Source organism: Spirillospora sp. NPDC048824, assembly GCF_043198455.1.
In the GTDB taxonomy this organism is placed as follows: domain Bacteria; phylum Actinomycetota; class Actinomycetes; order Streptosporangiales; family Streptosporangiaceae; genus Spirillospora.
On sequence record NZ_JBICUS010000023.1, the window covers coordinates 19,554 to 37,247 of the forward strand.

Annotated in this window: 17 protein-coding genes; 7 read left to right on the plus strand and 10 right to left on the minus strand. The window is 71.2% G+C overall.

Features of this window, described 5'->3' with window-relative positions; all coding sequences use genetic code 11:
• Positions 1-121 precede the first annotated feature (121 nt).
• The gene (locus tag ACGFIS_RS32695) at positions 122-664 is read right to left on the minus strand and encodes an HAD domain-containing protein (RefSeq protein WP_358468641.1); all 543 of its coding nucleotides are present in this window, start codon (positions 662-664) and stop codon (positions 122-124) included.
• 47 nt (positions 665-711) lie between these two features.
• On the opposite strand from ACGFIS_RS32695, the gene ACGFIS_RS32700 reads away from it, so the two are divergent.
• Together ACGFIS_RS32700 and ACGFIS_RS32705 are read left to right on the plus strand one after the other, a co-directional pair.
• Positions 712-1,566 carry a class II glutamine amidotransferase gene (locus ACGFIS_RS32700; protein ID WP_358468644.1) on the plus strand — a complete coding sequence of 285 codons (855 nt, stop codon included), beginning with the start codon at positions 712-714 and terminating at the stop codon, positions 1,564-1,566.
• A 54-nt stretch (positions 1,567-1,620) separates the two neighbouring features.
• Positions 1,621-2,433: a PIG-L family deacetylase gene (locus ACGFIS_RS32705; RefSeq protein WP_358468647.1), complete on the plus strand. Its 813-nt coding sequence runs from the start codon at positions 1,621-1,623 to the stop codon at positions 2,431-2,433.
• On the opposite strand, the gene ACGFIS_RS32710 is transcribed toward ACGFIS_RS32705, so the two are convergent.
• From ACGFIS_RS32710 to ACGFIS_RS32720, 3 genes are all read right to left on the minus strand, one after another.
• Positions 2,426-3,571: a hypothetical protein gene (locus ACGFIS_RS32710; RefSeq protein ID WP_358468650.1), complete on the minus strand. Its 1,146-nt coding sequence runs from the start codon at positions 3,569-3,571 to the stop codon at positions 2,426-2,428. The two genes, ACGFIS_RS32705 and ACGFIS_RS32710, sit on opposite strands and share 8 nt — an antisense overlap.
• On the minus strand, positions 3,568-5,010 hold the full coding sequence (locus tag ACGFIS_RS32715; RefSeq protein WP_358468653.1) for a hypothetical protein: 1,443 nt from the start codon (positions 5,008-5,010) through the stop codon (positions 3,568-3,570). Before ACGFIS_RS32715 ends, ACGFIS_RS32710 begins: the two co-directional genes overlap by 4 nt.
• A 185-nt stretch (positions 5,011-5,195) precedes the next feature.
• Complete coding sequence (locus ACGFIS_RS32720) at positions 5,196-5,963, minus strand: peptidoglycan recognition family protein (RefSeq protein ID WP_358468656.1); 768 nt, start codon at positions 5,961-5,963, stop codon at positions 5,196-5,198.
• A 152-nt stretch (positions 5,964-6,115) separates the two neighbouring features.
• Between ACGFIS_RS32720 and ACGFIS_RS32725 the strand changes: the two genes are divergently transcribed.
• Positions 6,116-7,267 carry an amidohydrolase family protein gene (locus ACGFIS_RS32725; protein ID WP_358468659.1) on the plus strand — a complete coding sequence of 384 codons (1,152 nt, stop codon included), beginning with the start codon at positions 6,116-6,118 and terminating at the stop codon, positions 7,265-7,267.
• Here the strand turns inward: ACGFIS_RS32725 and ACGFIS_RS32730 are convergent.
• From ACGFIS_RS32730 to ACGFIS_RS32740, 3 genes are all read right to left on the minus strand, one after another.
• Complete coding sequence (locus tag ACGFIS_RS32730) at positions 7,255-7,617, minus strand: VOC family protein (RefSeq protein WP_392912696.1); 363 nt, start codon at positions 7,615-7,617, stop codon at positions 7,255-7,257. The genes ACGFIS_RS32725 and ACGFIS_RS32730 overlap by 13 nt on opposite strands.
• Before the next feature lie 74 nt (positions 7,618-7,691).
• A complete protein-coding gene (locus tag ACGFIS_RS32735) occupies positions 7,692-8,324 on the minus strand; it encodes a helix-turn-helix domain-containing protein (protein WP_358468665.1) in 633 nt (210 codons plus the stop codon).
• On the minus strand, positions 8,317-9,609 hold the full coding sequence (locus ACGFIS_RS32740) for an acyl-CoA dehydrogenase family protein (protein ID WP_392912698.1): 1,293 nt from the start codon (positions 9,607-9,609) through the stop codon (positions 8,317-8,319). The genes ACGFIS_RS32735 and ACGFIS_RS32740 overlap by 8 nt, the downstream gene beginning before the upstream one ends.
• Positions 9,610-9,733: 124 nt before the next feature.
• On the opposite strand from ACGFIS_RS32740, the gene ACGFIS_RS32745 reads away from it, so the two are divergent.
• From ACGFIS_RS32745 to ACGFIS_RS32755, 3 genes are all read left to right on the plus strand, one after another.
• Positions 9,734-10,798: a phosphotransferase family protein gene (locus ACGFIS_RS32745; RefSeq protein WP_392912699.1), complete on the plus strand. Its 1,065-nt coding sequence runs from the start codon at positions 9,734-9,736 to the stop codon at positions 10,796-10,798.
• A gap of 62 nt (positions 10,799-10,860) precedes the next feature.
• Complete coding sequence (locus ACGFIS_RS32750; RefSeq protein WP_392912700.1) at positions 10,861-11,367, plus strand: GNAT family N-acetyltransferase; 507 nt, start codon at positions 10,861-10,863, stop codon at positions 11,365-11,367.
• Between the two features lie 239 nt (positions 11,368-11,606).
• Complete coding sequence (locus tag ACGFIS_RS32755) at positions 11,607-12,545, plus strand: TIGR03621 family F420-dependent LLM class oxidoreductase (protein WP_392912701.1); 939 nt, start codon at positions 11,607-11,609, stop codon at positions 12,543-12,545.
• Positions 12,546-12,758: 213 nt separating this feature from the next.
• On the opposite strand, the gene ACGFIS_RS32760 is transcribed toward ACGFIS_RS32755, so the two are convergent.
• On the minus strand, positions 12,759-13,451 hold the full coding sequence (locus ACGFIS_RS32760) for a hypothetical protein (RefSeq protein WP_392912702.1): 693 nt from the start codon (positions 13,449-13,451) through the stop codon (positions 12,759-12,761).
• A gap of 722 nt (positions 13,452-14,173) precedes the next feature.
• The gene (locus ACGFIS_RS32765) at positions 14,174-14,689 is read right to left on the minus strand and encodes a hypothetical protein (RefSeq protein ID WP_392973517.1); all 516 of its coding nucleotides are present in this window, start codon (positions 14,687-14,689) and stop codon (positions 14,174-14,176) included.
• A 277-nt stretch (positions 14,690-14,966) separates the two neighbouring features.
• On the opposite strand from ACGFIS_RS32765, the gene ACGFIS_RS32770 reads away from it, so the two are divergent.
• Positions 14,967-16,064: a winged helix DNA-binding domain-containing protein gene (locus ACGFIS_RS32770; protein ID WP_392912704.1), complete on the plus strand. Its 1,098-nt coding sequence runs from the start codon at positions 14,967-14,969 to the stop codon at positions 16,062-16,064.
• A gap of 59 nt (positions 16,065-16,123) precedes the next feature.
• On the opposite strand, the gene ACGFIS_RS32775 is transcribed toward ACGFIS_RS32770, so the two are convergent.
• On the minus strand, positions 16,124-17,632 hold the full coding sequence (locus ACGFIS_RS32775; RefSeq protein ID WP_392912705.1) for a long-chain-fatty-acid--CoA ligase: 1,509 nt from the start codon (positions 17,630-17,632) through the stop codon (positions 16,124-16,126).
• Positions 17,633-17,694 lie beyond the last annotated feature (62 nt).

The following is a 17,694-nucleotide window of genomic DNA, read 5'->3' on the forward strand; positions in this document are numbered from 1 at the left end:
ACGGAGTAGCCGGGGGGCCGTCTTGGACGAATGAAACCTGCCCGGCAGCCGCGGCCGGCATGCCTGCGGCGTCGGCGGGCCTGCGGTGTCAGCGGGCCCGGGTGTGAGCGGGCCTGCGGTGTCAGCGGGCGAGGGCGCGCAGCCAGGTCGCGGCGGCGGCGAGGTGCTCGTCGGTCAGGCCGCCCATCGGGTCGATCTCCACGAGCAGATGCTCGGCGACGTCGGGCTCGCCGGCGATGCACTCGGTGGCGTCGGGCTCGTCCTCGAACCAGACGAACGGGCGGCCCTCGGTCCACGCGGCGACGTGGCGGGCCTTCCACGCGCCGAGCGTCCGCCCCTCCTCGGCGCCGGGGAACTGCGGGATCGGGACGAACGGCAGCTCCGGCAACCCGACTCTCGGAGCGATCCACACGTTGGCGTTGTCGCACCAGTAGCTCGCCCAGGCCAGTTCCGCACCGGCGGACTCGGCCAGGTCCAGCAGGGACGGGCCGTGCGCGGGGTTGAGCCACAGCCTGAACGACATGCCGTTCGGCGAGCAGCGATGCCGTTTGTAGCCCCGGTGGGGCCTTTCGAATGGGTTGAGAACTCCGTCCACGTCCAGAAGAACCACCGGCGACCCCATACCCGGACGGTACGACATCACGGACCGTCCGTCGAAGGTCATTTCCGGCCGCGCGTCATAGGTTTCCGCCGAGCGGGCATGGTGCGGTCATGTGCCGGCTCTTCGGGATGACCACGGGAGGACCGCGCGTCCACAGCACGTTCTGGCTGCTGGACGCTCCGGACAGCATGACGTCCCAGAGCCGCCGCATGCCCGACGGAACGGGACTCGGCTGGTTCTCGCTGGGCGAGGAACCCGTCCGCGACCGCGCGCCCATCGCCGCGTTCCAGGACTGCGACTTCAACGCCGAGGCGCGCCACGTCGTGTCGCACACGTTCGTCTCCCACGTCCGGTTCGCGTCGACGGGCGCACCGGACGTCCACAACTCCCACCCGTTCGTCATGGACGACCGGCTGTTCGCCCACAACGGCGTGGTGAAGCGCCTCGACGTCCTCGGCTCGTGGCTCACCGACGTGGAACGGGCCCTGACCCAGGGGCAGACCGACTCCGAGCTGGTGTTCGCCTACATCACGGCGGAGATCCGGCGATGCGGCGACGCACTGGCGGGGCTGATCTCCGCCGTCCGGCGCATCGCCGCCGAACTGCCCGTCTTCGCGCTGAACGTCCTGCTGGCCGAGTCGCGGCGGCTGTGGGCGCTGCGCTACCCGGACACGCACGAGCTGTGGGTCCTCAAGCCCACGCTGGAGAAGACCGGTCCCGCCCGGCACCTGAGCTCCGGCCGCGAGCCCGGTCAGGTGAGCGTGGGGGCGCACAGGGAGCCGTGCCCGGCGTTCGTCCTCGCCAGCGAGCGCATGGACGACGACCCGGGGTGGCGCCTCCTCGCGCCCGGCGAACTGCTCATGGTGGACGGGCTGGAGGCGACCTCGCTGTTCCCGTTCGACGACCCGGCGCACCCGCTGACGGTCGCCGAACTGTCGGCGGCGGAGGCCACGTCCCAGACGTGATCGACTCCGGCGCGCGGGACGTAGAGTGGGCGGCCGAGTCCTGAAGGAGCCTGGATGACGCACCAACTCACGCTGATGGCCGTGCACGCCCACCCCGACGACGAGGTGCTGGGCACCGGCGGCCTGCTCGCCCGCTGCGCCGCAGAGGGCATCCGCACGGTCCTGGTCACCTGCACCAACGGGGAGCAGGGCGACGACTCCGGCGGCGTGAAGCCCGGCGAACCGGGACACGACGCCTCCGAGGTCGCCGAACGGCGCCTGGCCGAACTGCGCGAGTCGGCCGGCCTGCTCGGCATCGGCCATCTGGAGCTGCTCGGCTACCGCGACTCCGGCATGGCCGGCTGGTCGGCGAACGACGATCCCGAGGCGTTCGCGAACGTCCCGCTGGAGGAGTCCGCCGGGCGGCTCGCCGCGCTGATGGAGCACTACCGCCCGCAGGTCGTCGTCACCTACGACGAGAACGGCGGCTACGGGCACCCCGACCACATCCAGGCCCACCGCATCGCGCTCGCCGCCGCCGAGAAGAGCGGCGTGCCGGACAAGCTGTACTACACCGCCATCCCCCGCTCGGGCATCAAGCAGATGTTCGAGACCATCCGCGAGGCGGGCGTGGAGATCGACTTCGATCCGCCCGAGGACTTCGGGACCCCCGACGAGCTGATCACCAGCACGGTCGACGTGTCCGCGCATGTGGAGGTCAAGCGGAAGGCCCTCCAGGCCCACGCGAGCCAGGGCGAGAACATCTTCCTCCTGCGGCTGCCGGAGGAGGTGCAGCAGGCGGCGTTCTCGTCCGAGACGTTCGTCCGCCACTACTCGCGCGTCGAGGCGTCCGGCAAGGAAGAGGACCTGTTCGACGGTCTCAGGTGATCCGGGCCTGGGCCCTGTAGTGGTCGAGGACGTCCTGACGCAGCAGGTAGCCGAACCCGGACCGCTCAAGCCGCAACGCGAAGGCCGCCTCATCGGTGCCCAGGGAGGCGGCGGTGGCGTCCAGCCGCCACTCGTGCGCGGCCAGCCGCTTGAGGAGGTATCCCCGCTTCACCTGCGCGTCGGAGAGCCGGAACGTCTTCATGTACGCGACGCGCCCGTCGGCGCCGGTGATGGTCTCACCGATGTGGTTCTCCTTGCGCAGGCCGAACGACGGCAGGAACCGCGCCAGCTCGAAGCCGTTGAGGAACTGCACGACCTGGCGGGATCCGTCCTCGTCGAGGAGCTGCCCGGCCATGACCTCGTCATGGAAGGCGGCCCACTCGGCCTGCCGCCTCTCCGCCGCCGCCCGCAGGTCCTTGAGCGAACGGATCCCGGTGTCGTCGATCCCCGCCGACAGGTCGCCCGCGGGCATCCCCAGGAGGCCGTACACGTAGATCAGTTCCCCGAACAGGTCTTCGACCAGGGTCGGATGCAGCGCCCGGTAGTCGTCGGGATGCGGGGTGACGAACGCGCTCGCCAGCGCGTCCGCGACGTAGACCATCACGCCGCACTGCCCCGGATGGATCTCGAAGATCCGCAGGGCGTCCTCGAGCCCCCGCACCTGATGCCCGAGATAGGTCTCCTCGCACCGGGGCGACAGCCCGTGCGCGACCGCCCTGCGCGACCACTCCTCCCACGCGATCTCCGGGCCGCCGAAGTGCAGCGCGAGATAGCCCTCGACGGCCAGGTGCAGCGGCAGGAAGCGAAGCCGGTCCTTGCCCGTCCTCCTCGCCATCCGGCGCGTCGTCCGCACCGGCATCCGCGGCGGCGCGGCCTCGGTGTCGTGCTCCAGGAGCCGCGTCCCGTACGCGGCCGCGGGCAACTGGTCGTTCTCACTCCAGGTCGCCACGAACGCGTGCGGGACGAACGACGTGTACACCGTCCCGTCCCCGACCTCCACGACCGACACCGGCTCCTCGTAGACCTTCCGGTGCAGGCGCAGATGCGGGACGGGCTCGTCCCGGACGAGCGGGACTAGCCGCACGCTGCCCCACGTCTGCGCGGCCCTGGTCTCCAGCCCGTCCAGCGTGAACGTCATGAGAGGTCCCCCAGGAAGCGTGCGGCCCGGTCGTCCAGGTGAGCCCGCAGCTGCGCCAGGCCGACCCGCCCCTCGGCGAAGCGGGCGAGCTCGACCAGCGTCGGCAGGTCCTCGGCGTCCCTGATGCCAGCGGTGGGCACGGTCGGCGCCAGCCGCCGCACGTCGAAGTCGTCGGCGTCGTACACCGGGTTCAGGTGGGCGATCATCACCCGCTGGCCGGGCGCACGCCGGTGCCCCGGGTCGAGGCGGGTCCGCCAGATCCGCAGGACGTCCGCGGCGAGGCCGGGCGGCGCGTTGTCGCAGCCGTCCGAGACGATGAGGAGACGCTCGGGCCGCGTCTCCAGCGCGTCGATGATCCGCTGCCCGAGCGGCGTGGGGCCGAACGGGTACACCAGCAGCTCGTCGGTGCGTCCCGACGTCCACAGCGGCGTGTACTCCTTCGCGAGCGCCTCCAGCAGGTAGTTCGAGGCGAGAGCGACCGCCAGCGGACGCCGCCGCTTCTGCCCCGACCCCGTCGCGGAGTAGCTGTCGTCCAGGACCGCGGTCACCGTGCCCCACGAACCGCGCGCCGCACCGGCCACGCGCCGTGCGGCCGTGCGCAGCGCCTCGGTCAACTCGGCGCGCCGCTCCGCCCTGGCGTCCAGCGACAGGGACAGCACGTACGAGGCGAGCCGGGTGAGGGGCATCTCCCCCAGGTCCGCGCGGACGTTCTCGACCGCGGCCTTCCGCGCGTTCTCCTGCAGGCGGAGCCGCTCCAGCCGGGTCATCCGCGGCTGGATGCGCTCCAGGAACACCTCGCGCGGAACGCCGTGCTTGGCCGCGAACCCCTCCGCGACCGTGTACGGAAGCTCATAGATCGCGGCCTGCTCATAGTGCGCCCGCCGCCACTGCTCGAAGATCGGCGTCTTGAACGCCTTCACGCTGAACGGCGCGAACAGGAAATTGCGCTGCTCCCCCTGAAGCCGCAGATGCGCATGCCGCGCCGCGGCCTTCACCGCGCTCCGGTACTTGACGGAGTCGAACGCCGGGTCACCGCGCCCCGCCATCCAGTCGCGGATGATGGCGCGCGTCCGCCGGTTGTTCACACCGCGCCGCCTCAGTTCCCCGAACACCCGGTACACCCGGTGCTGCGGCATCAGCTCCAGCCGCCGCGCGATCAGGCGCCCCTCGTACCGGCGCCGCCCGACCTCGACGTCCCCCGCCCGCACCAGCAGATTCCGGACGATGATCGCCGCATTGTGGTCGTTGACGTCCAGTGCGAGAGCGGCCGCGTACACCTCCCGGTAGTTCTCCAGCATGTATTCGTGCAGGAATTCAAGGCTGAGCCGCTGATCACCGGGGTAGTGCTGGAATTCCCGCTGCCCGGTCGACGTGATCGCCGCATTGACGAACATCAGCGCGTCCTCGCAGGCGACGAGTTCCTCGAACGTCTCGGTCATCGCTTTCCACGCAGGTCGGGGGGCGGGGTGCCGGCCGGGGAAGGATGGCGCGAGCGGCGAATCATCACTTGAAAGGTGGGTTCCGGAAGTCGCACCGAAGTCCCGCGGCCGGCTTCCGCACCGTAACACCGCGCGGGAACCGCGTGCCTCCCGATATTCCGGCCGGGCTCCCGCCCGTTCCCGGATCAGCGCGTGGGCTCGCCCGGGGCCGCCGCAGGACCGTGGTCGAAGGTGTGGCGCGGTCCCCGCAGGCCGCTGGGCACGGCGGGAGAGCTCTGCGCGACGCGCCGTGCGCCGAGACTGCCGGCGACCTCGTTGCGCAGTTCCGGCAGCCGCGCGTACAGGACGTCCCCAGGGCAGGCGGTGGCGTTGTAGTCGCGATGCCCGACGATGGCCGCGTGCGGGTCGAGCCCGTACGTGTCGCACAGCCACGCGCACGTCGCGACGAGCTTGTCCCACAGCGGGCCAGTGGGCCCCTGGGTCATGTAGATGCCCTCGTTCTCGATGCCGATCGTGTGGCTGTTGTGATTGAGGGTGTGGGCCCCGACCACGTGGTCGCCGGCGTTGACGGCCGCAAGGCTGCGGTTCCGTCCCTCCATCAGGTGGCCGCCGCGGCTGATGGTGAGCTGCTGACCGGTGTCGCTCCATCCGTTGCCGTCCATGTGGAAGTTCTGGATCGAGCGGGACAGCGCGAAGGCGTGCTCCAGCGAGTAGTCGGTGGAGTTCGCCGAGGCGGTGTGGTGGACGACGATGTGGTCGGGGGCCCGGTCCAGCACGGTCGCCGTCGAGGTGGGCGGCCGCGCCCCCCACTCGGAACGGGTGTGGACGCGGGGCGCGGCCTGCGCCGAAGCCGCGGACGGCGCGCCCGCCACCGGACCGAGCAGCGCGCCGCCCAGGACCGCGCCGGTGCCTCCGAGCAGTCCCCGGCGGGTGAGACGCATTTCCGCGGCCATGAGCAACTCCCTCCAGAGATGATCAACCAGACACATGGTCGCGAAAGACAACAAGCGAGACAACAGGGCCCTATGCGCCTATTTTGGATTTATGTGGATCGTGTGATTGTGTGCCAACCCGCCGGGCCCCCGACTGTGGAACTCTTCGGGGTGTGCAGGAGAGGGCGACGGTCGGCCAGTCCGGTGCGGTGGTCAGCAGACGGGACGGGGTCCACCGCAAAGAATCCGACGGCTGGCGCGTAGAGGGTGCGTTCCTGCCTGAGGGGCGGCCCGCCGCAGGCGGCATCGACGCTCAGGGACGATGGGTCGAGGTGCCGCCGGACGGGAGCAAGACGCTTCCCGGACGCTTCGTGCTGCCCGGCCTGGTCGACGCGCACTGCCATCTGAGCATCGCCGGCGGCGAGGACGGATGGCCGCGGCCGCTGAGTCTCGAAGAAGCGCACGCGAACCTCGGCACGGCACGCGACGCGGGGGTCGCGGTCGTCCGGGACCTCGGCAGCCCCGGCAGCCTGACACTGCGGATGCTGGAGGACACCGGAGGCGTGAGGCTACTCGCCTGCGGTCGTTTCCTCGCGCCGGAGGGACGGTACTTTCCAGAGTTGCATTCGCCCGTGTCCGCCGACGAGTTGATCGAGAGCGCGCTGGCGGAGATCGCCGGCGGGGCGCGCTGGGTGAAGCTGATCGGCGATTTCCCCCTGGTGGACGGCGGTGCCATGCGTCCGGGCGACGCCGTTCCGGCGTATCCGGTGGACGACGTCCGGAGGCTGGTGGAGGCCGTCCATCAGGCCGGGGCCAGAGTCGCGGCGCATACGACCACGGGGTTCGCGGGTGACCTGATCGCCGCCGGCGTCGACTCGATCGAGCACGGCGACGGCATGAACGAGGCCGACGTGGCGGCCCTCGCCGATCAGGGCGGCGCATGGACGCCGACGCTGTGCGCGGCCATCGCCCCCAGGCCCGGCGAGGACTCTGGGCGCCGCAGGCGGCGCATGCGGCGACGCGAGCACTTCGAGCACCTGCTGCGGATCGCGGTCGCGCGAGGTGTACGGATCCTGGTCGGCACCGATGTGGCCGGGAGCGTCGCCGATGAGGTCGCGCTGCTGGTGGAACTCGGGGTGTCACCGGAGGAGGCGTTGGCCGCGGCCAGCACCGCGGCCTGCGACTTCCTCGGCGTTCCGGGGCTTCGGGTGGGGCGCCCGGCGAGTCTCGTCACCTTCCATGACGATCCCCGCGAAGATCCGGCGGCGCTGGCGCGGCCGGCCGCCGTGGTCGTCGGCGGGCGCCGGGTCGCTCAGGGGCGGTAGGTGCCGAAGTACCATTCGTTGCCGTCCAGGTCGCGGGCCGCGTAGTCGCGGGAGCCGTAGTCCTGGTCGCTGAGCTCGCGGAAGATCTCGGCGCCGGCTGCCTTGGCGCGGTCGTGGTGGGCGTCGGGGTCGTCGACGGCGACGTAGAGGGCCGTCTTGCCGGGTTCGCCGTTGCCGAACATGAGGATGCCGGTGTCGAAGTTCATCTCGGCGTGGACGATCTTCCCGTCGTCGTCCCGGTGGACTTCGGTGGGCGTGAAGCCGAACGCCTTCTCCAGCCATTCCATGGACTCGGCCGTGTCGGCGCAGTTGATGAGCGGGTAGAAGGTCCGGCGGATCTCGCTTGTCATGTCGTCCTCCCTGGTCGTGGCTGACATGCCCAGTCTGGGAGCGATGGATCCGGCCGTCTTGGACGAATGTGACCTCAGCGGCGGGCGGCGTCGCGTTCGGCGGCGAGGCGGCGGGTCTCGGGTGAGACGGGGGCGCCGAGGATCGCGGTGACGACGTCGATCAGGTAGCTGGTGAACAGGCGGTCGTCGGCGTGGGGGCCGGAGCGGGCGCGGCGGGCCAGTTCGATCGAGGCGTACAGGATGGCGGTGAAGCGCCGGTGCAGGCGGGCGGCGTCCTCTTCGAGGAGCGGCTCGACGAGGGTGCGCCAGCGGCAGAGGCTGTCCGCTGGGTCGTCGAGAACCGCCATCGGGACCAGGGGGTTCGGGCGGTTGACGACGTCCGCCCAGATCTGGAGGTAGGCGCGGCCCGACGCGTCGGAGAGGCGGGCCGCCATGGGGCGGACCAGGGCGGCGGCCAGGGGGCGGACGCCCTGCTCGCCGTCCTCGCAGACGTCGAGCAGGGCGTGCCGGCGGGCCTCCACTTCGGCCGCGTGCCGGGCGAGGATCGCGCGGACGATCCCGGCGCGGTCGCCGAAGTGGTACTGGACGGCCGTGGCGTTGCGGGCGCCGGCCTCCTGGATGATCTCCCGGAGGCTGACGGCGTCCACGCCGCGTGCGGCGTAGAGGGACTCGGCGGCGTCCAGCAGGCGTTCGCGGGTGTCATTCATTGCCGATTGCGTGCTCCAGGGCGTCGGCGAAGCGTTCGCGGGCCGCCTCCCGGCGGGTGGGCAGGTGGCCGGACGGCCACAGGCCCTCCACGGGTTCGACGTCGCGTAGCAGCTGCCGGGCGAGGGTGATCTTGTGGACTTCGGTGGGGCCGTCGGCGATGGCCATCGCCTGGGCCCCCATCATCATGGCGGCGAACGGCATCTCGTTCGACACGCCGAGGGCGCCGTGCAGGTGCATCGCGCGCTGGACGACGTCGTGGTAGACCTTCGGCATCGCGGCCTTGACGGCGGCGATGTCCTTGCGGACCGCCTTGTAGTCCTTGTGCTTGTCGATCAGCCAGGCGGTGCGCAGGACGAGCAGCCGGAACTGCTCGATCTCGATCCAGCTGTCGGCGATCTTCTCGCGGGTCATCTGCATCTTGGCGAGTGCGCCGAAGCGCGTCTGCCGGGAGACGGCCCGTTCGAGCATCATGTCGAACGCCTTGCGGACCTGCGCGATGGTGCGCATGGCGTGGTGGATGCGGCCGCCGCCGAGGCGGGTCTGGGCGATGACGAACGCGCCGCCCTCGTCGCCGAGGAGGTTCTCGGCGGGGACGCGGACATTGTCGTAGCGCAGGTAGCCGTGGGAGCCCTCGCGTTCGCCGCCGACGCCCACGTTGCGGACGGTGATCAGGCCGGGCGCGTCCGCCGGCACGATGAACATCGACATGCCCTCGTATGCGGACACGTCTGGGTTCGTCACGGCCATCACGATCAGGAATGTGGCGTGCCGGGCGTTGGAGGAGAACCACTTCTCGCCGTTGATGATCCAGCCGTCCCCGTCGCGGACGGCGCGCGTGGTGAACAGGGTCGGGTCGGCGCCGCCGTGCGGCTCGGTCATGGAATAGGAGGATGAGATGTCGCCGTCCAGGAGGGGGCGCAGGTAGCGCTCCTTCTGGTCGGGCGTGCCGAAGTGGGCGATGATCTCCGCGTTGCCGGAGTCGGGCGCCTGGCAGCCGAAGACCGACGGCGCCCAGCGGGAGCGTCCGAGGATCTCGTTCAGCAGGGCCAGCTTCACCTGGCCGTAGCCCTGGCCGCCGAGGTCGGGGCCGAGGTGGCAGGCCCACAGGCCCTTCTCGCGCACCCGGTCCTGGAGCGGGCGGACCAGTTCCTTGTAGCGGGGGTCGGTCTTGTCGTACGGGTCGCCGGCCACCAGGTCGAGCGGCTCGACCTCGTCCCGGACGAAGGCGTCCGCCCAGTCGAGAAGTTCCTGGTAGGCGGGGTCGGTCTCGAAGTCCCATGCCATGGCGAGCCTCCTGACGTCGTTTCCCGAATAATGCCTCTACCTGAACGAGTAATGCAAGTGCATGACTGTTACTCTCCGGTATCTCCTGTCGGCAGGTGATCCGTGTCCGGAAAGGGACCCGCCAGTGCAGCCTGAGCAGATCGACCGCGCGCTCGTCGACTTCGACGTCCTGACCGGCTGGATGGACGGGCAGGGCCTCCCCGGCGGCCCGTTCGAGGACGTCGAGCCGCTGGCCGGGGGCACGCAGAACACCCTGATCCGGTTCCGCAGGGGCGGCCGGGACTATGTGCTCCGGCGCGGCCCGAGCCATCTGCGCGCGAGGACGAACGACGTCCTGCGCCGGGAGGCCCGCGTCCTGGCGGCCCTGGACGGCACGGACGTCCCCGCGCCGCGTCTCATCGCGGCCTGCCCGGACGAGTCCGTCATGAACGGCGCGGTCTTCTACCTGATGACCCCGGTCGAGGGCTTCAACGCCACGGTGGCGCTGCCTGACCTGCATGCCGGGGACGCGTCCGTCCGGCACGAAATGGGGCTGCACGCGGCGCGCGCGCTGTCGGCGCTGGGCGCGGTCGACCACGAGGCCGCCGGCCTGGCCGATTTCGGCAAACCCGAGGGGTTCCTGGAGCGGCAGGTGGGGCGCTGGCTGTCGGAACTCGACTCCTACAGCGCGCTCGACGGCTACCCGGGTCCCGACATCCCCGGCCTGGACGGCGTGGCCCGGTGGCTGGGCGAGCATCGTCCGGCGGCCTGGCGGCCGGGGATCCTGCACGGCGACTACCACCTGGCCAACCTGATGTACTCGTTCGACGGTCCCGAGGTCGCCGCGATCGTCGACTGGGAGATGTGCACGATCGGCGACCCGCTGCTCGACCTCGGGTGGCTGCTGGCCACCTGGCCCGACCGCGACGATCAGAGCGCGGCGCTGGCCGGTCCGCTCGGCGCGGCGGGCGGCCTCCCGGCGGCGGACGAGCTGGTCGCCACCTACGCCGAGCGCGCGGACGCCGTCGCCGGACGCGACCTGTCGTCCATCACCTGGTACGCGGTGCTCGCGTGCTTCAAGCTCGGCATCGTCCTGGAGGGCACGAACGCCCGCGCGTTCGCCGGGAAGGCGCCCCGGGAGACCGGCGACCTGCTGCACTCGATCACCCTCGGCCTGTTCCGCCGCGCGCAGGAGTTCATCGACGCCTGACGGCGTCCCCCTCTCGCGGCGATGATCGGGAACTGCCAGGATCGGCCGCACGAGGAGGTGCGATGGAGATCCGCAGGGGAGGCGCCGGGGACGCGCCGGTGATGCTGGCGATGCTGGACGGCGCCGTGGCGTGGCTCGCGGCGCAGGGCCGGTCGGGGCAGTGGGGCAGCGAACCCTGGTCGGACGATCCGCGGCGGGTGGAGCGGATCGCCGGCATCGCCCGCGGCGACGAGATCTGGGTGGCCGAGGTGGACGGGCGCCCGGCCGGGGTCATGGCGGTCTCGCCGCGGCCGCCGTCCTACGTCGACGCGATCGACGAGCCCGAGCTCTACATCACGCTGCTGGTGACGGACCGCGCGTTCGCCGGGCACGGGATCGGCGGCGCGCTGATCGGCAAGGCGAAGGACGAGGCCCGGGCGAAGGGCGCCGGCCTGCTGCGCGTCGACTGCTATGGCGGCGGCGGAGGGCGGCTCGTCGAGTACTACCGGCGCAACGGCTTCGAGCCGGTCGCGGAGTTCAAGGTCGGCGACTGGCCGGGCCGCCTGCTGTCCCAGCGCGTCGGCCCGTAGGCGTTCCGTGGCCCGCTGTGAGCGCCCGGCGGGTTGCAAATCGGGGAATCGCGACGCAGCCTGGAAGTGACCGGTGGCAGCGGGGCAGTCGGTGACGCCCTTACGCCGCACGGACGGCGAATCGAGCCACTCGCCCCGTTCCACCGGTCGGCACCTCGCCCCGCCGGCCGGCCCCTCGCCGCGAACCCCCTGTCGGATTCCCGCCAGCGCACCGGCCGTCCGCCACGCATGCTCACGGCATGGACAGGAAATTCCGTTTCGGCGTCGTAGGGGAGTCGATCCGTTCCGGCGCCGAACTGGCCGACACGGCGCGGCGCGCCGAGGAACTCGGCTACGACGCGCTGGTGCTGCGGGACCATTTCGTCACCGAGCCGTTCGGGGATCAGCTCGCGCCGATGGTGGCGCTGGCGGCCGCCGCGTCCGTCACGAGCACGCTGCGCCTGGGCACGATGGTCCTGGCCAACGACTACCGGCACCCGGTGATGCTCGCCAAGGAGGCCGCCACTCTCGACCACCTGTCGGGTGGACGGTTCGAACTGGGCGTCGGCGCGGGGTGGCTCCGCGAGGAGTACGAGGCCGCCGGGATGGCCTTCGACGAGGCCGGCGCCAGGGTCGGGCGTCTGGAGGAGTCGCTGCGGATTCTGCGGAGCCTGCTCGCGGGTCAGAAGACCACGTTCGCGGGCGACCACTACCGGATCGACGGCCTGACCGTCTTCCCGCCGCCCGCGCACCGGCCGCCGCTCGCCGTCGGCGCCGGCAGCAGGCGCATGCTCGGCATCGCCGGGCGGCACGCCGACACGGTCGGCATCCTTCCCCGCGCCCTCCCCGAGGGGGCGATCTCCGAGGAGGTCACCGAGCGGCTCCCGGACACCGTGGCCCGCAAGGCCGCCTGGGTCCGGGAGGCCGCCGGAGGACGCGACGTCGAGCTGAGCATGATGGTGACGCCCACGTTCGGCGCCGATCCGCGCCGCGCCGCCGCCCGGGTCGCCGTCCTGCGCGGCTGGGGGACGTCGGCGGCCGATCTCGTCCTCGGCATGCCGTCGCAGTTCGTGGGCCCGCCCGAGCACATCGCCGAGCAGATGCTCACCCGCCGCGACCGCTTCGGCTTCACCTACTACCAGGTCTCGGACGAGGCGATGGAGGAGTTCGCCCCCGTCATCGCGCTGCTCACCGGCTGAGCGGATCGGCGCGGATCGGCGAAGCGCCCGCGCCGCCACAGGCCCGTGGGCTGAAAATGGGGATTCCCCGGTATCGCGATACCGGGGAATCCCCGTTCTCCATGCACCGGCAGCCCTGTGCCGGGTTTGTGAGGGGCCTCACATGCCTTTCGTGAGCGGGCTCACATCGGTTCGGTGAGCCGTTTCACGGCACGGTTTGTGAGCGGCCTCATGTCAGGAGCCGAAAGGCTGCGGCTTGCCCTTCCCGGGGCCCTTGCCCCAGTCGAGGACTTCCCACTTGAGGCCCTTCAGGTGTCCTTGGCCGCCACCGGAGACATAGTTGCTCTCGGGCTTGCCGCCGTCCAGCAGGTAACGGAAGGTGTGGGTGTCGAGGTCGAGCATGATCCCCCGGTGCGAGGGCTCGCCGGGCCCGCGGTCGCCGACGAAGCCGGTCACGCTGCGGCCGTTGTAGGAGACCTTGACCTTGGTGAGCATGGGCCAGCTCGGGCTGGCGAACATGCCCTTCTGCATCGGCTTCCCGCTCGCGGGCGCGCCGGTGTCGCCGCGGACGCCGGAGCCGTCGTCCCAGAAGTAGGACGCGGTGGTCGTACCGCTGAGCAGAGCCTTGGGCTTCTTCTCCTCGCGCTTGGAGTCGGAGGACTCGGACTTCGCCGCCTCGCGCTTCTCGGTGGCGCCCGCGGAGGTCTTCTTCTCGGTCTCGCGCTTCTCGGCGGTGGTGTCCTTGCCGGCCTTGGGCTGCTGCGCGCCCACGGCGTGCTGCTGCGCGGCCACGGCCTCCTGCGTCAGGAACTGCTGCTCGCCGGGAGCGGTGTCGGCACTGACGGCGGCGACACCGGCCACGAGCATGCCCGCGAGGGCGGTACCGGTGACGCCGGTCAGGACGGCATTGATCGCTCGCTGCTGCATGAATTTCCTTCGTTCGGGGTACAGGGCTGCCGTTCCGCGCCGGGCGGCGTACGCCGGAATCCGGGCAGGGGGGAACGGCTCCGAGACTCGGGACTCGGGAGATGCCGCCGCGAGAAGGACCCCGCAGACAACGGCCCGCGGGCATGGCGGACCGCGCTCGCGCTCAACGGGCGCACGACCGTTTCTCGGACATGCGTGTGACGCGGGCTTTATTGAGCGGGGATGAACGCCGACCGGGGGCTCATAGGCCCAGCACGGTGAACGGCCGGTGCATGGTGCGGCCGTGGTTTCGGCGCATGGATCCCGCCTGGCGGGCGGGAGGCGACGGCTTTGTGATCAGCCGGGGTCAACGGTTTCTTGACCCTGACCTGGCGTTGACTATATCCGCAATAACCGTAGTTTCGCCAAACAGGCGATTTCTTTACCTTTGGCCAGGTAGATCTTCTTCTCCGGGACTACTCCGGAGCGCCCTTCCTGTCGGACCTCCCGGCCGATGACCATGCACCGGCGACGGGCAAAAAGATCTTTATGCTCGGATGGCTCTTACCTGGTTGTGGTGTTCAGCGTTTGCGGGCCCGGATATGTTCCCGGGCCTCCTGCCGGACGGACGCCGGAGGCGCGCCGGACGGGCGAAGGAGAGGCGAAGGAGGGGCGCACGACCGACGGGGTCCGCACCGTCCGGACCTGGGTTCCCGCACGGCGGGCGGCGCGGAGGGGCCGGGTCAGTACGTGGGGTAGACCGATGGCACGAGGGGCGTCGGTCCGGTCCCGCCGGTGAAGACCGGCCCTCCCGGCTGCTGCTGGACGAACGGCGGCTCGCCGTAAGCGGGCTCACCATAGGCGGGCCCACCGTACGCGGGCTCCCCATAGGGGGGCTCACCGTAGGCGGGGTCTCCGTAGGCGGGGTCTCCGTAGGCGGGGCCTCCGAACGTCGCGGCCACCACGGGCCCCTGGGCCGCCGGAACGGCCTGGGCCGACGGCGGGCCCGGCACGTGGGAGCCGTCGATCCGGCGCTGCTCCCCCGACGGGGGCCCGGCCCGCTCCACACGGCGCTCGGCCAGCAGGGCCATCAGCGCGCGGGCGGTGTCGGCGTCCATTCGCAGCAGGACGCTGGGCATCCCGGCCTGGTCGACGAACGGGGAGACAGAAGGGGCGGCCGGCAGCTGCGGAAGCGCCGCCCGCATCTCCTCACGGAGATCATGGGCAAGCCGCAGCGCCTGTCGGTCACTGTCGCTCAAGTGTGCGTTCATCGCGATCTCCGGGGAGTTCACGTGCGGGGGTCCGGGCTCATCCTGCTAGGGATGGCGTGCAGGTGCAAGAGCTGATGCACGTGCATTTTAGGAAGATTCACCCCGTAACCCTTGTGTCCGTCGATCGTTCCCGTTCTCTCCTGGCCGGGCCTCCAGGGCATCCAGAGCGGCTTGACGTGCGAGGATTCGCTTCGTCCGCCGTATCCGCGTCGGGGCACGGGCCGCGGGCCTGCGCCCCGGAGTGGGTGACGGGCATTCTGGTCGGATGACAGACACCCTGAGCGTCCGGGCCCTGAACCGCGCAACGCTGGCACGGCAGCTCCTGCTCACGCGGGAGCCGATCCCCGTCACCGAGGCCGTGGAGCGGCTGTTCGGCATGCAGGCGCAGGAGCCCAAACCGCCGTTCCTGGGACTGTGGACGCGGCTGGACGGCTTCCAGGCGTCCGACCTGAGCAGCGCTCTGCACGACCGGTCACTCGTCCGCGCCACGATGATGCGCGCCACACTGCACCTGATGTCCGGTGCGGACTACACGGCGTTCCGTACGGCGATGCAGCCGATGCTGGACGGCGCCCTCCGCGTACTGGGCGACCGCGCCAAGGGAATGGATCTGACCAAGGTCGTCCCGGCGGCGCGTGCGCTTCTCGAAGCGGAGCCCCGGACGTTCAACGAGGTCCGCGCCCTTCTGCAGGAGCGGTTTCCGGACGTCAACGACAGGGCCCTGGGGTACGCCGTCCGGCTCTGCGTGCCGCTGGTCATGGTTCCGACCGAGGACAGGTGGGGCTACTCGCGTACGTCGCGGTTCACACCGGCCGATGACTGGCTGGGCGCCGCCCTGGCGGCGGAGCCCGCGGCAGACGAACTGATGCTTCGCTACCTGGCGGCCTACGGGCCCGCGTCCGCCGCCGACGCGCAGACCTGGTCGGGGCTCCCGTCGACCGGTGGGGCACTGGAGCGCCTGCGTCCCGGCCTCCGCGTCTTCACCGACGACAGGGGAAGGGAACTGTTCGACCTGCCCGACGCTCCGCGCCCCGGCGAGAACGTTCCGGCGCCGGCGCGCTTCCTGCCCGAGTTCGACAGCCTCGTCCTGGCGCATGCCGACCGCAGGCGCATCATCGCCGACGCGCACCGGCCGTCGCTCACGACCAAGAACCTCCGCGTCCGCGCCGTCTTCCTCTGGGACGGCTTCGCGCACGGCATCTGGGAGACGGAGTACAAGCGCCGGGTCGCGACACTGCGGTTGCGTCCCTTCGAGCCGCTCCCCCAGGCGGCCATCGACGAGCTGACCGCCGAAGGCGAGTCGCTCCTGCGCTTCATCGAACCGGACGCGAAGGAGACGGTCGTCACCGTCACCGACGACTGACCGCCTCATGCGGACCGCCTCGTGGGGACCGCCTCGTGGGGACCTCCTCATGCGGTCGCTCAGGCGATGGTCCGGCCCAGGCCTTCCCAGTAGGGCGCGCGCAGGTCCTTCTTGAGGATCTTGCCGCTGGGATTGCGGGGCAGGGCGTCCACGAAGTCGACCGAACGGGGGCGCTTGAACCCGGCCAGGCGGTCGCGGGCGTAGGCGAGCACCTCGTCCTCCGCAGCCGCGGCGCCCGGGGCGAGCACCACGACGGCCTTGACGGTCTCGCCCCAGCGCTCGTCCGGGACGCCGATGACCGCGACGTCGGCGATCGCCGGATGGGCGGCGAGGACCTCCTCGACCTCGATCGGATACACGTTCTCCGCACCCGTGACGATCATGTCCTTGATCCGGTCGGTGAGGAACAGGTAGCCGTCGGCGTCGACGTAGCCGGCGTCGCCCGTGCGGAGCCAGCCGTCCCCGGCGAGGAGCCGTTCGGTCTCCTCGGGACGGTTCCAGTAGCCCGGCGTGTTCTGCGTCGACCTGGTCAGCACCTCGCCGACCTCGCCCGCCGGCCGCTCCACGTCCCCGCCCGGCTCGACGATCTTCACCTCGACCCAGTCGTACGGGCGCCCGGCCGAGCGCATCAGATGGGCGCGCGGCCCCTCCGGATCATGGTCCTCGGGTTCGAGCTGGATGATCGCGCCGGTCGTCTCCGTCATCCCGTACAGCTGGAAGAGCGGCGCCCTGAACGTGTCGAGCGCCCGGCGCAGCACCTCCGAGGTGATCGGCGACGCGCCGTAGGTGATCGCCCGCAGCGCCGAATAGTCGCGTCCGGCGGCGCCGGGGACCTGGCACATGAACTGCAGCACGGCCGGGACGATGAACGCGTTGGTGATCCGCTCCCGCTCGAGCGTGCCGACCAGCGCGGCCGGGTCGATGTCGCGGACGAGGACCTGCCGGCACCCGGCGAACAGCCCCGCCAGGGCCCAGCCGGAGCCGCCGATGTGGAACAGCGGCATCGGGACGAGGCTGACCGACGAGCCGTCCAGCCGCCACCGGCGGGCCATCCGCTCCCCCACCTCGAAGTTGGCGTTGGTCAGCTGGACGCCCTTCGGGACCCCGGTCGTGCCGGAGGTGTAGAGCTGCACGACGACGTCGTCCGGGGTCCCGGCGAAGCCGGGGTCGTCGGCGGGATGCGCCGCGAGCCACGCCTCGTGGTCCGCGCCGGTGAGGACGACGCGTCCGGGAAACCCGGATGCGAGGGAGGCGAACTCCGCGTCCACCACCGTCACCGGCGCCTGCGCGTCCGCGAGGACCGCGGCGATCTCGGCGGGCGTCAGCCGCCAGTTGACCGGGGCCGTCACCGCGCCGATCTTCGCGGCGCCGAACAGCAGGTCGAAGAACTCGGGCGCGTTCTTGCCGACGTAGGCGACCCGCGAACCGTGCCCGAGGCCCGCCGCCAGCAGGGCCTGCGCGACCCGGCTGGAGCGCTCGTCCAGCTCGGCGTAGCTCACGGTCCGCCCGTCCCCGGTGACGGCGGGCGCCGTCCCCCGCTCGCGGGCGTGGTCACGGACGATGGACACGACCCGGTACTCCACTCCGACCCCCTCCGAATCTCGTTCGGTTATGTCCGGCCGACCCTATC